Annotated in this window: 17 protein-coding genes; 14 read left to right on the plus strand and 3 right to left on the minus strand. The window is 40.8% G+C overall.

Annotated features, from left to right (window positions below; genetic code table 11):
- Positions 1–88: 88 nt before the first annotated feature.
- The 5 genes from rpsF to ACZ47N_RS09690 are packed head-to-tail and all read left to right on the plus strand — an operon-like array spanning position 89 to position 3,488.
- On the plus strand, positions 89–376 hold the full coding sequence (gene rpsF, locus ACZ47N_RS09670; RefSeq protein WP_464886346.1) for a 30S ribosomal protein S6: 288 nt from the start codon (positions 89–91) through the stop codon (positions 374–376).
- Positions 377–389: 13 nt separating this feature from the next.
- A complete protein-coding gene (locus ACZ47N_RS09675; RefSeq protein WP_464886347.1) occupies positions 390–830 on the plus strand; it encodes a single-stranded DNA-binding protein in 441 nt (146 codons plus the stop codon).
- Between the two features lie 42 nt (positions 831–872).
- Positions 873–1,103 carry a 30S ribosomal protein S18 gene (gene rpsR / locus ACZ47N_RS09680; RefSeq protein ID WP_464886348.1) on the plus strand — a complete coding sequence of 77 codons (231 nt, stop codon included), beginning with the start codon at positions 873–875 and terminating at the stop codon, positions 1,101–1,103.
- Positions 1,104–1,125: 22 nt separating this feature from the next.
- Positions 1,126–2,796 carry a glycoside hydrolase family 26 protein gene (locus tag ACZ47N_RS09685; protein ID WP_464886349.1) on the plus strand — a complete coding sequence of 557 codons (1,671 nt, stop codon included), beginning with the start codon at positions 1,126–1,128 and terminating at the stop codon, positions 2,794–2,796.
- 47 nt (positions 2,797–2,843) lie between these two features.
- The gene (locus tag ACZ47N_RS09690) at positions 2,844–3,488 is read left to right on the plus strand and encodes a 50S ribosomal protein L25 (RefSeq protein WP_464886350.1); all 645 of its coding nucleotides are present in this window, start codon (positions 2,844–2,846) and stop codon (positions 3,486–3,488) included.
- A gap of 52 nt (positions 3,489–3,540) precedes the next feature.
- Here ACZ47N_RS09690 and ACZ47N_RS09695 read toward each other — a convergent pair whose 3' ends face one another.
- The gene (locus tag ACZ47N_RS09695; protein WP_464886351.1) at positions 3,541–4,182 is read right to left on the minus strand and encodes an N-acetyltransferase family protein; all 642 of its coding nucleotides are present in this window, start codon (positions 4,180–4,182) and stop codon (positions 3,541–3,543) included.
- Positions 4,183–4,350: 168 nt separating this feature from the next.
- On the opposite strand from ACZ47N_RS09695, the gene ACZ47N_RS09700 reads away from it, so the two are divergent.
- The 7 genes from ACZ47N_RS09700 (at position 4,351) to ACZ47N_RS09730 (ending at position 10,764) form a co-directional block, all read left to right on the plus strand.
- Positions 4,351–4,641: a metal-sensitive transcriptional regulator gene (locus tag ACZ47N_RS09700; RefSeq protein WP_464886352.1), complete on the plus strand. Its 291-nt coding sequence runs from the start codon at positions 4,351–4,353 to the stop codon at positions 4,639–4,641.
- Between the two features lie 55 nt (positions 4,642–4,696).
- Entirely contained in the window at positions 4,697–7,183 is a 2,487-nt protein-coding gene (locus tag ACZ47N_RS09705) for a heavy metal translocating P-type ATPase (protein WP_464886353.1), read from the plus strand.
- An 18-nt stretch (positions 7,184–7,201) separates the two neighbouring features.
- Positions 7,202–7,417 carry a heavy-metal-associated domain-containing protein gene (locus ACZ47N_RS09710; RefSeq protein ID WP_464886354.1) on the plus strand — a complete coding sequence of 72 codons (216 nt, stop codon included), beginning with the start codon at positions 7,202–7,204 and terminating at the stop codon, positions 7,415–7,417.
- A 425-nt stretch (positions 7,418–7,842) separates the two neighbouring features.
- On the plus strand, positions 7,843–8,808 hold the full coding sequence (locus ACZ47N_RS09715) for a rhodanese-like domain-containing protein (RefSeq protein ID WP_464886355.1): 966 nt from the start codon (positions 7,843–7,845) through the stop codon (positions 8,806–8,808).
- A gap of 97 nt (positions 8,809–8,905) precedes the next feature.
- Positions 8,906–9,973, plus strand: coding sequence for an FMN-binding protein (locus ACZ47N_RS09720; protein WP_464886356.1), 1,068 nt, complete (start codon positions 8,906–8,908; stop codon positions 9,971–9,973).
- A 125-nt stretch (positions 9,974–10,098) separates the two neighbouring features.
- Positions 10,099–10,341, plus strand: coding sequence for a hypothetical protein (locus ACZ47N_RS09725; RefSeq protein WP_464886357.1), 243 nt, complete (start codon positions 10,099–10,101; stop codon positions 10,339–10,341).
- A 66-nt stretch (positions 10,342–10,407) separates the two neighbouring features.
- On the plus strand, positions 10,408–10,764 hold the full coding sequence (locus tag ACZ47N_RS09730; protein ID WP_464888435.1) for a C-GCAxxG-C-C family (seleno)protein: 357 nt from the start codon (positions 10,408–10,410) through the stop codon (positions 10,762–10,764).
- 127 nt (positions 10,765–10,891) lie between these two features.
- On the opposite strand, the gene sdaAA is transcribed toward ACZ47N_RS09730, so the two are convergent.
- Positions 10,892–11,773 (minus strand): L-serine ammonia-lyase, iron-sulfur-dependent, subunit alpha, encoded by an 882-nt coding sequence (gene sdaAA / locus ACZ47N_RS09735; RefSeq protein WP_464886358.1) that lies wholly within the window; start codon positions 11,771–11,773, stop codon positions 10,892–10,894.
- Positions 11,774–11,811: 38 nt separating this feature from the next.
- Positions 11,812–12,480 carry an L-serine ammonia-lyase, iron-sulfur-dependent subunit beta gene (sdaAB, locus tag ACZ47N_RS09740; RefSeq protein WP_464886359.1) on the minus strand — a complete coding sequence of 223 codons (669 nt, stop codon included), beginning with the start codon at positions 12,478–12,480 and terminating at the stop codon, positions 11,812–11,814.
- Positions 12,481–12,671: 191 nt separating this feature from the next.
- Between sdaAB and ACZ47N_RS09745 the strand changes: the two genes are divergently transcribed.
- Both ACZ47N_RS09745 and ACZ47N_RS09750 read left to right on the plus strand, forming a co-directional pair.
- Positions 12,672–13,715, plus strand: a complete 1,044-nt coding sequence (locus ACZ47N_RS09745; RefSeq protein ID WP_464886360.1) for an EAL domain-containing protein — start codon at positions 12,672–12,674, stop codon at positions 13,713–13,715.
- A 108-nt stretch (positions 13,716–13,823) separates the two neighbouring features.
- Positions 13,824–15,737 carry an LTA synthase family protein gene (locus tag ACZ47N_RS09750; RefSeq protein ID WP_464886361.1) on the plus strand — a complete coding sequence of 638 codons (1,914 nt, stop codon included), beginning with the start codon at positions 13,824–13,826 and terminating at the stop codon, positions 15,735–15,737.
- Position 15,738 lies beyond the last annotated feature (1 nt).

Raw genomic sequence — 15,738 nt, forward strand, 5'->3', positions numbered from 1 at the left:
TGATATGTTATAATGCCTTGATGTGAGAAAATCATTTCTCTGCCCTGTGTAAGCAGGGCCGTTTTTAGTCCAGAGGGAGGTGAAACAAATGAATAAATACGAATTAATGTACGTGCTAAAACCCGCTACGGAAGAGGCGGAAAGAGAAACGTTGCTGGAAAAGTACAAGGGCATAATTGAAGAGGCTGATGGACAAGTGGATACCATTGAAGAATGGGGTATGCGTAAATTGGCTTACGAAATTAAAAAAGAAACAGAAGGTTTCTATATGCTCATGAACTTCCAGTCTGACGTGGATGTTCCGACAGAGCTGGATCGTAACATGAAGATCGCAGATGCTGTTATCCGCCACATGATCACCAGAGTCCAAGAGTAGGGGGTTTTTTTGCGTGAATACTGTCATACTGATCGGAAATCTGGCAAGAGATCCTGAGTTGCGCTATACCAGTAATGGTAAAGCCGTAGCCAACCTAACAGTTGCCGTTAATCGCGGATTTGGAAAAGACAATGAAGCTGATTTTATTCGGGTTGTTGTATGGGAAAAGCAAGCAGAAAACTGCGCTAATTTTTTAGCGAAGGGCAGAAAAGTGGCAGTTCAGGGGCGACTACAAGTTAGCTCTTATGAAGCCAAAGATGGGTCCACTCGCTATAATACAGATGTAGTAGCTAATCTTGTGGAATTTCTTGGTGGGGAAGGGTCATCGGGAGGTTCTGCGCCAACGCCAAAACGTCCTAGCAGTCCAGCAACTTCTACGGATTTCAATCCGGAAGAGGAGATTAACGTGGAGGATTTTAAGGCCATGGATGATGATGAAGACCTGCCATTTTAGTGAAACAAGGAATACATTTAAGGTAAAGGAGGGAATCCCCTTATGATGAATCGAAGAAAGAAAAGAAGTAAAAAGAAAATATGTACTTTCTGCGCCGATAAAAAGGCCAAAATAGATTACAAAGAAATTGGTCGACTTAAAAAATACCTGACAGAAAGAGGTAAAATTTTACCTCGTCGTGTTAGTGGCAATTGTGCCATTCACCAACGTGACGTTACTCAAGCCATTAAACGTTCAAGATTCATGGCATTGCTGCCATATACCGTGGATTAGTCCGTCGGAAAAGGAGCATTTCATGAATAAAAAAATTGCTGGTTTACGACGAATTTCAATAATTTTAGTCGTATCAATGCTTATGACTGCAAGTGTTTATGCAGATACAGCAGAAAGCGAGTCAACTGATGAACAATGGTTGATTGTTAACAATCAACCAACTCAGGTCATAGAGTTTAATAGCCATGATGATGTTCAGCAGGTACGGCGCATACAACCGAAACACAAAGAGTTGATCAATTACTCTTCTGGATATACCCTTCAGTACCCAGAAACTTTTGCAGAAGACTTTTCTCTTTCCAAGGTACGAGGTGTTCTAGAAGATGAAAACATACGGCTGGAGATTTACCATGATCAGTTTGAAGGGACAAAACATTCAGCCAACAGTTATGTAAATTATAGTCGTGGATTTTTGCGCAATAGACAAGATCACCATGTTGGCAGATCTGAAGTAATGAAAAGGAATGGAATGACGGTTCATTATTTAGAATGGAACCGAACTCCCTTGGAAGCCATTTCGGAAGATCGCAACTACTATGCAAAAGCAGTTTTTGTTCCTAATTCCAAGGAAGTCTATACATTGTTATTTAAGTCCCAAGAAGCTTTAACGGATCATTGGGAGATTATTGATAGCTTCCAATTAACGGAGAAAAAAGCAACCCCTAGCATCCATCAACGATATTATCCAGTTGAAAGAGACTGGAGTGAGGAAACGCTTGCTTTTTACAATCAATATTTTATAGATAGCAATGAGTTGATTTGGGGTATTTTTGAATATTCAGCACCTGGTTCTTTTACAGATCTTTTTCAATTAGAAAGAAAACTGGAATATGAGTTTCCTTTTTTATTGCATTATAAAAATTTTGAGCGAGATTTTCCTCGTGAAGAATTAGAAAATGCAAGAAAGGAAAATCGAAATGTGGTGCTCACCCTTCAAACAAAACATCGAGACGATGAAAAAAATCGACGCGTCTTATATGATGTATTAGAAGGAAAGCATGATGACCACATCGATATGTATGCAAGGGAATTGAAAGCTTTTGGTGATCCAGTTCTTTTTCGTCTCAATAATGAGATGAATGGAGACTGGTGCGTCTATTCGGCTTACCACAGTTCTATGGATACAGATGTTTTTACAGCAGCGTGGCAATATGTGTACCATCGTTTTGAGCAATATGATTTGGATAACGTGCTGTGGGTGTGGAATCCCCATGATTTGTCTTTTCCTGGTTTTCAGTGGAATCACTATCTGACATACTATCCGGGAGATGAATACGTAGATATTATAGGGATGACTGGTTATAACCCTGGGACCTATTTTTCTGGTGAGCGATGGAAGTCTTTTTTAGAGATTTACACTGATTACTATGAAGAATACAGCACCTTGTTTAATCAACCATTGATGATTCCAGAGTTTGGATCAAACTCTGTAGGCGGAGACAAAATTGCTTGGTTATGGTCTATGTTTTACCATATGCCACGGTATGAAGACATAAAAGTGGCTATTTGGTGGAATGGTATTGATCGTGACGAAGAAGGGAATCCTGGTAGAATATACCGACTGGATGAAACTCCAGAAATGATCCAAACCTTTAGAGAAGGATTAAGTCGTTTTACGGTGCCGGAGCCCAACTGGCGAGAGGTACCAGAAGAAAAAGATGAAAATGAAGATAGCGTAAATGAGGAAGAATAAGACCCATTGCCCTTGATGGCAAATGGGATTGAAAGGAGTGTGAAACCATGGCAGTACCACAACTGACATTGGTTCCCCGAGAAACCATACAGGATAAAAACGTAAAAGCTGCTCGTAAGGATGGTAATATCCCAGCAGTTGTTTACTCCAAAGGCAAAGCCACCAAAGAGGTCTTTGCAGATGAAAGAGAAATTGTGAGACTTTTAAATGAGTTTGGGAGTAATCGAAAGATTACGCTGAACTTAGGTGGAGAAAAAACATTTGGGATTATCAAGGAGATTCAGAAAGACTATATGAAGAATCAATTGATTCACCTTGATCTGCAGGCTCTAGATGAGAATGTTAAGTTAACCATGACGATGAACATTCATATTGCAAATCGAGAGGCAGTGGAACAAGGAGATTATGTACTTCAGGTGCAGGCAAATGAAGTGGAAATTGAAATGTTTCCTAGGCATATGCCTGAAGCCGTTGAAGTGGATGCTTCCTTGCTGAAGAATCAGGACAACTTAACCATGGCAGATTTAGATATTGCTAAGGATGAAAACATTGAAATCATGGATGATATGGATACGGTGATTGCTACCCTATCTTACATTCAGGAAATGAAGGAAACAGAAGAAGGCGAAGAAGTAGATGCAGGAGATGTGCCTACGGTTGGTGAAACTAACCAGTCGGAAGATGGAGAATAATCAAAACATAAAAAAAGACCTCGTGTTTACATTGTGAACACGAGGTCTTTTTTTAATGAAAATTTGAAATATCTTTGTAGTAAATAAGATCTGTAAACATTTCCCCAATGTAGTCTTCATAGCGAACACCAGCCAAAAAATATTTCTGTTTTTTTCGAAATGCTAGAGAGGCAAAATTGGGAGTTGGGCTAATGATAGTTTCTGCAAGTATTGTTTCGATATCTTTTGCCCGAAGGTCAGAGATTAGTCGCTTATATAATTCGCTTCCGATACCGTGGCCTGTCAGATGGGATTGAATGGCAGTTTTGTCAACAACCAAAAAATCATTTAGCCGATTTTGGTCAAAGGAAGGATGCCAATGTACATCCTCTATCCAAGTGGGGTTATCTTCGAGCCACTGTGCTTTTGTATAGCCAATTAAAAATCCGACAATTTGTTTTCGTCTTTTTCCGATGACGTTTTCGGCGACATAAAAATGATCCAGGCGTTTGGCGAGCTCTTTGAATTTATCTTTGTGGTAGGCTGGATCGGCAGAGTAGTTGTCAATTAAAAAGCCTTGTGAAGAGTCTTTTTCTCCTGTGCCGACAGAAGCAGCGATTTGGAAAACAGAATCTATATCGTCTTCCTGGACTCGACGGACTTTGATATAACTCCTAAACATGATTTTTTCTTTTCCGATGGAACCTGGAATCATTTGAGTCCCTCCTTTATAGAGATATAGGGAACAACAGAGATCAAAGGAAGACCCCTATTATGCACAATCGTATAATAATTATAGTATAGGGAAGAAATTATGTCAATCTTTCAAAACTTTACATACAATAGGGGGGTATGGTATAATATGTTTCGAGGAGGTGAACCCATGGAATCCATGAAAAAACCATCTTTGCACTCAGCTAAAGTGCAAAAAAGCCTATTGAATCGATTGAATAGAGTGGAAGGACAAGTCAGAGGGATTAAAAAACTTATTGAAAGCCAGGCTTATTGCGATGATGTTTTACATCAAATAGAAGCTTCTCGATCAGCGCTAAAGGCAATAGAAATGGTTCTCCTAGAGAGTCATATGAAGCATTGTGTGATGCATCAATTAAAAGAAGGAAATGAGTCCGTAATAGAAGAAATACTTACGACATTAAAAAAAATTTCGAAATAAAAGAAAGAATACATGGATGAAAAAAGTTGAAATTTGAAAAAAAGGAAGGATGCCAATGATGAAAACAACACTTAAAATCAACGGGATGTCCTGTACCAGTTGTTCGGCAGCCATTGAGCGTGAATTATCTAAATGGGATAGTATCCAAGAAGCAACAATCAACTTCGCAACAGAAAAGCTCCATGTTACCTACGATGAATCCAAAGTAAGCATAGAGGAGATTGGTCAGGCCATCGAAGACTTGGGGTATCATCCAAAGAAAGGGGAGCAAGAGGACGTATCAGAATCCTCAAGTCCGGTGAAACCAATTAGAAAGACTGTAAAAGTTTCTGGGATGACATGCACTGCATGCTCAAAAGCCATTGAAAAAAGTCTTGGGAAAATGGATGGGATACAAGAGGCTACGATTAATTTTGCGGCTGAAAAGCTGACGGTTACTTTTTGGCCTAACCAAGTTCGAATGGTAGAAATAGAGAAAAAAGTATCAGATCTTGGATATGAATTAATGGAGGAGAAATCCAAGGGTGAAAATAAAGATGAAGATGAAATGATGATGCGTAAATCATGGAATCAGATGATGCGGTCTGCAATGCTATCGGGTACCATTATGCTACTTATGATGATTCATATGGTTGTAGGTATTGACATTCCATATTATTTGGTGATAGTCAACTTATTAGCATTCCCGAATATTTTTTGGCTTGGACGCTCGGTGCATAAAGCCAGCTATCATGCTTTGAAAAATCGCAGGCCTAATATGGATGTACTAGTCTCTTTGGGATCGCTTCCGCCCTACTTGATTGGTTTGATGGCATTTGTGTTTCCACTGCAGGCGTTTACAGAAATGGCTAGTAGTATTATGACTTTTCATTTGATTGGAAAATACTTGGAAAGCCGTGCAAAAGGACGGGCCTCTCAGGCAATTCGAAAATTAGTGGAAATGGGGGCGAAAACAGCCCGGATTTTGTTGAAGGGAGAAGAGGTGGAAATTTCTGTAGAGGAGTTGCAACTAGGGGATATAATGATAGTAAAACCTGGTGAAAAAATACCGACGGATGGAGAAGTGATAGAAGGCAGAAGCACTGTGGATGAATCCATGGCGACAGGAGAATCTATGCCTGTGAAACGAAAGGCTGGAGATCAAGTCATAGGAGCAACCATAAATAAACAGGGATTGTTAAAAATAAAAGTAACGAAACTGGGAGATGAAACATTTTTGTCTCAAGTGATTCAATTGGTGGAGGCATGCCAAGGTTCTAAGGTGCCGATTCAAGAATTTGCTGATCGGATAACAGGGTATTTTGTGCCAGCTATTTTAGTTATTACAGCCCTGGTATTTACCTCTAATTTAGTGTTTGTGGATGTTCATCAATCTATTTTGCAATGGGGTGCTGGTTTTCTTCCTTGGGTGAACCCAGAGGCAGGTCCATTGTCCATCGCTTTTGTTACGGCGACAGCGGTACTGGTGATTGCTTGCCCTTGTGCTTTAGGCCTTGGCACCCCCACAGCCTTGATGGTAGGCAGCGGCATGGGTGCTGAGAACGGCATTCTAATTCGGAATGGAGAAGCGGTGCAGACTTTCAAAAATCTTAAAATGGTTATTTTTGATAAGACCGGCACCTTAACCCATGGAAAGCCAGCAGTAACAGACTTATTTACGGAATCTGGATATGAATTAGAAGAGCTGATGGAAGTGGCTGGATCCTTAGAAAAAGGGTCTGAACACCCTTTGGCGTATGCGATTTTAGAAGCTGTACGCAAAAAAGGAATCCATACAAAAGCCATCGAAAATTTTGAGGCCATTACTGGGATGGGAATTGAAGGAAGGCTAGATGGTCAAAAGGTGTTTATGGGAAACCGAAAACTAATGGAAACCTACGGGGTAGCGTATGGACACATGGATGAAAGAATAATTCAATTGGAAAAAGAAGCTAAAACCGTAATGATGGTGGCACAGGAAGATCAATTGCTGGGCGTGATAGCCGTGGCAGATCCTGTTAAAGAAGATTCTGCTAAAGCAGTTAAAGAATTACAAGAAATGGGTATTCAAACAGCAATGGTGACAGGGGATAATCAACGAACAGCCAATGCCATTGCGAAAAAAATCGGTATAGACTATGTGATTGCAGATGTATTGCCAGAGGGGAAAGTAGAAGAAGTGAAAAAACTTCAGGAAAAATTCGAAACCGTGGCCATGGTAGGTGATGGAATTAACGACGCTCCTGCTTTGAAACAGGCGAATATCGGCATTGCGATTGGAACGGGTACAGATGTTGCCATTGAAGCGGCAGACGTGACGTTGGTGAAGGGTGATTTGAGTGGTATTATATCCGCGATTCTCTTGTCCAGAGGAACCTTCCGCAAAATAAAGGAAAATTATTTTTGGGCATGGTTTTATAATGCCGTTGCTATTCCGGTGGCAATGTTGGGTCTGCTTCACCCAATGATTGGAGCTGCAGCCATGTCTGTCAGTTCATTAAATGTGGTGTACAACTCCTTAAGGTTGAAAAAAATCAATATCAAACCAGTCTTTAAACAATGAGGAAAAAGGAGGATTATCATGAAAAAGCTTATTAAAATCGAAGGAATGACCTGCGGACATTGCTCTGCACGAGTCGAGAAACAGTTGAAAAAAATTGAAGGAGTCGAAGACGCTGTAGTGGATTTAGAAGCTAAAAATGCGATCGTAACGTTATCGGCTGATGTCCTTAAGGAAGTGATTGTAGAAGCAATTGATGAAGCGGGATATGACGTTATGAACATGCTAGACGTATAATAGAACCTTAGAAAAGAGAAAGCGGATCCTGTGGGTCCGCTTTTTTGTGCCCAAAGTGATAGAGGGCTTTGCGTAGAATTTCCGAAAAAAAGTGCGTATATGCAAAGATATGAAAAATTTAGATTGATTTTTATGAAGAAATAATATATGATAAAGCTAAGGAAAAGGTTATCCTTAGCGTATAAAGACCTTAAAACCCTATGAATACTAGAGTGCATGATGAAATGCTTACCAGAACAAACAATACTCTCTGCGAAACCATACGGGATATTTCAACTGATGCAATGGGTGAAGCTAGGGATAGAAAATTATTTTTTAACCAAGTTTGTCTTATATTTCACAAGTAATTATGTGGTTTATCCATAGAGTGAGTGATGAAGCTTGTGAATTAAAGAATAATAATAATGAAAAAGGAGGAGATTTTTTTGAAACAACAAAAATTATTAAGTTTACTAGTAGCATTATTAATAACCCTCTCATTACTTGCTGGGTGTGGATCGCCAGCGGAAGAGCCGGCGGAAACCGAAGAACCAGCCATCGAAGAAACTGTAGAAGAATCTGTAGAAGAACCTGAGGAAGAACCTGAAGAACTGGATGAAGCTGCAGTTATTTTGGAACATACAACAGCCTACTTTGACTCCATTACAGCAGACAACAGCACTTGGAACATGGTGGCCTTTGCTGAGGCACTTCCAATGATCCAAGATAACCCAGAAGCTGTATTCATCGTAGATATGCGCGGTGCAGATAATTATGCCGAAGGACATATTCCTGGTGCCGTTCACATCCCCTATAATGAAATTGGAGAAAAAATGGATGTATTACCAGCCAACCGTCAGATCATGGTTTACTGTTTTACCGGTCAGACTTCTGGTCAGGCAGTGGCAGCAATGCAACTGATGGGCTTTAACGCCGTATCCCTTCAGGGCGGCATGAACTTTGGCTGGGCACCGCTGGAGCTTGGCGAAGACACCCTGGAAACAGAAGTTAACGAATTACCAGAAGCTCATGGAGATTGGACTGCTGAACAGGAAATCTTGCTGGCAGCTATCCAACATCATTTTACCCAAGGAACCAACTATATTGTGCGACCACCAGAAGTCAATGACTTAATTCAAGGAAACCCAGAAGCCATAGATATTGTTGATATCCGCCATCAGGAAGCCTATGATGAAGGACATATTGAAGGAGCTGTACTGATACCTTTCGCAGAAGTTGGCGAAAGAATGGATGAATTCTCCACAAACAAACCAGTTTATGTTACCTGTTTTTCAGGACAGACAGCAGGTCAAACTATTCTAAATCTACGTCTTAATGGAATTGATGCAATGCCCATTTATAGAGGCATGAGAGGTTGGATGGAAGATGAAATGCCAGTGGTAACGGAATAGCATTAAGACTCATCGAGGGACGCCTTTGGAGCAAATAGTTATGCCAAAGAGTGTGGCTTGTAGACATGGGAAAATAAAGGAGAAAGGAAGGATAAACATGGATAGAGAGCAAATAATGGCATCCGTTCTTTTGGTGGTTTTGAGTGTTGGGATACTCTTTGGATGTAATGCCATTGGTGAGAGCGATACGGGTTCTGTCTCAGGCTATGAAGTAGTAGCAGAAGGCTATGCCGGTCCAGTTCGACTTTTTGTTCACATTGACGGAGAGGAAATAATAAACATTGATGTGATAGAACATAGCGAAACCGAAGGATTGGGAGACACGGCCATCGAAGCAATGATCGTAAAGATTATCGATAATCAATCGGTGGATGTGGATGTTCATTCTGGAGCTACAGAATCATCCAACGCAGTTATTACAGCAGTAAGCAGTGCTCTTGAGGAAGCTGGCATATCACTTGGAGAGGCTTCCGCAGCTACTGATGATACTGAAGACGAATCAACTCTGGTTGAATATGAAGCAGAAGGTATTCTTGCCATGGCATCCGGCTATGGTGGAGACGTCGTGCTGGATGTAATAATGGACGGAGATGAAATAGTAGATATTCAGGTGTTGGATCAAAGTGAGACTCCGGATCTTGGAGATGTAGCCATTGAAGCTATGATCGCAAAAATTCTTAGCACCCAGACCACAGAGGGAATAGATGTTGAGACCGGTGCCACTGTTTCATCACAGGCTGTTCTAAAAGCGGTAAGTGAAGCTACTGGAATGGAACTGTCCGAGAGTGAAGCGCCAGAAGATCCAGCAGCAAATTATGACTTAGCAACCTATGAACCGGAAGGAATTATGGTGTCTGGCAAAGGCTTCCAGGACCGTTATGACATTCATTTAGATGTTCTATTCAATGGAGACGAAATTACAGAAATTCGCGTTATTGAACATGGAGAGACCAAAGGATTTGGTGACGGAGCTTTGAGAGCAGTACCAGAGAGAATGATCCGTCAACAAAGTGCGGAAGTAGATGTTCAAACAGGTGCTACATGGACATCGAATTCAACCATGGAACTGGTGAAAAAAGCCGTTGAAGAAGCGGGGGTTGTTCTTACGGAAAGAGAAGGCGAAGAAGAAGCAACACCAACGCCAGCCCCTAGTGCCGGTGGCTGAAGTTAGCAAAAACATCTACGGTTCGTAGATAAAAAAGACCGAAATACGTAAAGGTGCAGCTATAGTTGGTAACATACGTGATTGAATGTATCCGAAAAAAAGGTTCCAAGAAAAGGAGGGTCATCATGAGTAATGATAATAGTAGAAATGAAAATAAAAGCTTAAGCCGTAAAGATTTCTTAAAGGGAATGGGCACCACTTTGGCGGGAGTTACTCTTTTCGGAGGAATGGGCACAGTGCTGGCTACATTCAACGAAGCTGAAGCCGCAGAAAAATCTGATATTGCATACCCGCTTCCCTATAAAAGAATAGATCCAGATAAAGCAGCAGAAAGAGCGTACAAGTATTATAAAGAACAAGGGGGATGAGGTGTCGGGACTGCCGAAGGTCTTTTCGGCTACTTAGCAGCAGAAGCAGGATATCCCTATAACCAAATTCCAACCGGAATGTACCGTTCTTTTGCAGGAGGATTTGCCTTGGAGGCATCCCTGTGCGGGACATTGGCCGTTGCATCTGGATTTATCGGTTTGTTCACCGCTGACAGGCAAAACGAACTTGTGAAGGAATTGTTTGATTGGTACAAGCAAGCGGAACTGCCAATATATAACCCTGACTTTCCGGATCATGCCGTAACAGTTGCGGAGTCGACTATGTGCTATGATTCAGTTTCAAAGTTTATCCGAAAAGAAGATGTTGCTTTCCAATCTCCGGAACGATCCAGTCGTTGTGCTGGAGTTGCAGCCGAAGTGGTTCGGAAAACTGCAAAAATCTTAAATCGTGAATTTGCCTAAGCAATTAAGAAGGTAGATAGAAAAGAGGGCGGAGTTTACTCCGTCCTCTTTTTTATGGATAAGCTTTTTATGGATCAGTGTTGTATGGTTTTGATTTTGGTTTTTCAATTTTGGTATTTCTTAAATATTATTTACGGATATTTTCTTTAAGTTTTTCCTTATATAAGCATCCGGTGGGAGTTGCAGCTACACCGCCCAGTGCTGTTTCTCTGAGGGACTCTGGTAAGCTACGACCGACATGGCCCATGGCTTCCACTACTTCATCAAAGGGTATAAGGCTGGGGATACCGGCCAGAGCCATTTCTGCACTGATCAGGGCATTGGCAGCTCCAATACCGTTTCTTTTTTGGCAGGGAGCCTCTACTAATCCAGCAATAGGATCACAGACCTGCCCCATGACATTCTTTAAACAGATGGCAGCAGCGTGGAGGCTAACCTCTGGCGAAGCTCCCATTAGTTCGCAGATGGCTGCGGATGTCATGGCTGCAGCAGACCCAGTTTCAGCTTGACATCCGCCTTCGGCTCCTGCGACGGTGGCTTTTTCGGAGATAATAAGGCCGACGGCAGTGGCACAAAACAGAGCAGCTGTCATTTCCTGATCATCCCAGCAATATTTTTCCTGTAAAGCTTTTAAAGTTCCAGGGAGAATTCCAGAGGAACCTGCTGTAGGAGCCGCCACTATGACTCCCATAGATGCATTTACTTCCAAAACACCCATGGCGTACGCCACTGCTTTGGCCGTAAGATCACCACAAACAGACTCACCAGAGCGTTGTCTCTTCATTAGTTTTTTTGCTTCGCCTCCGATGAGCCCTCCCATAGAAGTAAGGTCTTGAGTTAAAGCATTGGATACAGAAGCTTCCATTACCCGCCATTGTTGGAGCATTCGCTGCTTTACAGTTTCTGGAGGTGTTTCAAAAAGTGAAGATTCTCTTAGTATCATTGCTTGGGAGATTGGTATATTTTTTTCTGTGCAAAACAATAGCAATTCCTGTCCATTTCCAAACATGTGCTCAGTCCTTTCATAATGTCTGATTCAATGCACCCTTATAAGTCGATGATAAATACATCGTTGATATTCTGATTTTCTAGAATTTGGTTCACTAAGGTTTGACTTAAAGCTTCGTCTGTTTCTAAGATGGTGAAAGCCCGGTTGTCGCGCTGTTCTCGGTACATTCGGATGGTTCCGATATTGACACCTGCTGTAGCTAAGATACTGGTAATATGGGCCACGACACCAGGTCGATCTTGTTGTTGGACGATGAGAGTAGGATATTCACCAGTAAAAGAAACTTGGATTCCATTGATGGCGTGGATCATCACTTCTCCTCCGCCAACAGAGGCTCCGGTTAAGGATAATGTTTTTCCAGATACTCCTTGGACTTCCAAAGCCACGGTATTTGGATGCATTCCTTCGACAAGCTTGGCAGGATGGAATGAAAAATGTATCTGTTGTTTATCGGCGAGTTGATAGGCATCTCGGATATCTGGATGGTCCGTGTCATATCCCATCATTCCAGCTAATAAAGCTCGATCTGTGCCATGGCCTTGGTAGGTTTCAGCGAAAGAACCATATAGATGAAAAACAACTTTTGTTGGTGCTTCGTTTAAGATGCGGGCTGCAATTTGAGCAATTCTTAAAGCGCCAGCAGTATGAGAACTTGATGGGCCAATCATAATAGGACCCATCACTTGAAAAGCACTAACACGTTTCATGGGGACTCCCTCCACTTCTACATTCTTGGTTAAATAGTATACAGTTTCATTATACAGGAAAAACACTAAAAATTCGATTCGAATTGGGTTGAGATAGATAAAATTTAATTTTGATAAAGAATAGAGTGAACTTTGTTTTATGAAGGGTATTGTTTATACAAGAGATATTTAAAAATGAAAGGTGGAGTAAGATGGAATGCAAGCGATGTGCAGTGATTCCTAATATAGATAAGAATATTCGATTTGTGTATATAGTATTGCCTACGCATCATCACGTAGAAGTATTGGAAAAGGCTGCTTCTGTCATGGGATTTCATGTTGAAAAAAAAGCCGATGGATATTTAGTGGAGCTTCAGGATTTTGAAGAATGGGTACTAAACATAACACGAGACTTCTATAACATGTTAGAACAAGAGGATATCTATGTATTGCCTCTGGAGAAGCCTATGATTTCTTTTGAGGTTTTAAAACAATATAAATCTCTTCGGTACTGGAGGGACTTATATTTAGGGGTTGATTTACTGGAAATACTCAGCCATAAGCGTATCAAAACTGTGTTTCATCCTATTGTAAAGGCGAAGGATGGCAGCCTTTATGGCTACGAGGCATTAAGCAGAGGGGTAAAAAAAGATGGAAGTATAATGTCGCCAGCTGAAATGTTTTTAAGAGCTAAAGATATGGACTTAATGTTTTACCTAGATCGATTATGTCGTGAAAAAGTCATAGAAGCAGGGGCCCAACATGGGATTAAGGATAAACTGTTTATCAACTTTATTCCAACGTCCATCTATGATCCCAGCAAATGTCTTGAGACGACGGATGCTGCCATTCAAAAATATGGTTTAAATGCAAGGCAAATCGTGTTCGAAGTGGTGGAAACAGAGCGTGTGGATGATTATAAACACTTAAACCATATTCTTCGATACTATCAAGACAAGGGGTACGCAACGGCTTTGGATGATGTAGGGAGTGGGTATGCCTCTGTAGGATCTTTATTGGAATTAAAGCCAAATTATATGAAAATAGATATGAAAATAATTAGAGGGATACATAAAAATCGAGAACAGCAACGAATTTTACAGGATTATATGGGTCTAGCACAAGAAAACAATATTATGGTACTGGCGGAAGGAGTAGAAACAGAAGGCGAACAGAAATACTTGAAAGACAATAAGGTGGATTTTCTTCAAGGATATTATTATGGTAAACCTACAGAAATTCCTCGGAAGCTATAGTGTCCGGAAGGCATCCTTGGTTGACTGATAAAGGGCGAGTATGAGATAATAGGCGATATTTTAAAGTGATAAGGGAATTGGTTTCTGGATGTTTTAAGGAGGGATTGGATGGATTGGGGCAAGAGAATGGCAAGGCCGGATTCTCAAATTATTGGAATTATCATGGTTTTTGTGATGACGCTGTTGGCAAAAATGATGATTTTACACTGGGTAATGGGCGTACGCTGGTATTTTATATACGCAGCATTAATGAATTTTGTGACGCTGGCGGCCATCTATTTTCTGATTTTTTATCTATTTCCTAAAAGATATCTTAGTGTGTTTTGGGGACTTCATTTGTTCATTACTGGGCTGATTTTTGTGAATACAGTTTACTTTAGTCATTTCTTTACCTTGATTCCAGCGGGAAGTGTTTTTCAGGTTGGTCAATTAGGGGGTGTTTCTGAAAGCATATGGGCACTTATAAGACCTCTGTATTTTTTGTATTTTGTGGACACGGTTCTTTTACGAATTTGGATGCATAAACGAAAGAAGCGAAGAGTTGGAATCTATGGCGTACCAGTATATAGGAATGGTGTGTGTGCCTTGGTCTTTGTGTTGTTATCCATGAGTATGATTGGAGCTACTCATTTTATGGCTCATAGTACCGAAGGGAATTTAAGGCCAGCAAACTTAGGAATGATTAATTACCATCTTTATGATTTGTTTCGATTGGCTCAGCCAGCTCCGGCTGTGGATCCAGATCTGGCAGAAGAAGTAGTGAGTGCCATTGAAGAGGAAGAAGCAGAACGTCGTTATGAAGGATTGCTGGAAGGAAAAAATATTATTGTTATTTTAGCGGAATCTTTGCAGACTTTTCCGATGGAACACCAGTTAGCTGGTCAAGATATTACGCCTGTGCTAAATGAACTGATTTCCAAAGAAACCTTTTATTTTTCGAATTTTTATGAACAGGTAGGGTGGGGAAATACATCTGATTCAGAGTTTGTGGTACATAATGGTTTTTATCCGTCCACCACTACGTATAGCTATCAAGCATATGAAGGCAATGATTTCTACACCTTGCCAATACACCTTAAAAAACAAGGATACTCGACTATGGTTTTTCATGGAAATGATCCGGATTTTTGGGGACGACGAGAGGCATACCCTGATCAAGGCATCGATACTTTTTATAGTGCAGAAGAATACGAGATGAATGAAATTATTGGATTGGGTCTTAGTGATTATGAATTGTTCAAGCAATCTATTCCATGGCTTCATGAAACACCAGAACCATTTTACGGGTTTTATATTACGGTGTCCTGCCATCATCCTTTTATTTTGCCAGAAGAGTATCAGTGGCTCGATATGCCGGAGGAATATGAAGATACTTACTTAGGGAATTATTTGCAGTCCGTACATTATATGGATCGACAAATTGGGTACTTCCTTAATGTGTTAAAAGACGAAGGGTTTTATGATGATTCGGCTATTATTATTTATGGAGATCACCAAGGTGTTGATATGAGGAATATAGAGATAGAGGAACAGGTTAGTCGTTTTATGAAAAAACCATATGAAGAAGATGAAATGTTTCGAGTACCCCTACTCATTCATGTGCCAGGAAGTGATGTGAATGAAGAAGTAACCATTGCAGGTGGACAGATTGACTTTTTTCCCACGATAGCTAATTTGGTAGGGGAGCCATTAGCACCTGATGCAGTGTTAGGGCAGGATCTTTTGAATATTAAGAAGGGGTTCGTAGCAAAACAAGTCCATGTTTCTGCAGGGTCTTTTATTGACAATGAAAAAATATTTATTATGTCGCCAGAAGGGTTGTATGATAACAGTCGAGCCTGGGATTTGGAGACAGGGGAACCTATTCCTCTTGAAGAAGCAAGGAAAGGATATGATCGAGCCTTAGCTGAAATTACACTTTCTGAATATGTGATGGAGAATAATTTAATTGGAAGGGTTCAGAAACATGGATTAGGTGGAATTCTTGATAATATTCGATTTTTATTGGAACTAGGTAAATAAA

The organism is Tindallia texcoconensis, from assembly GCF_055383815.1.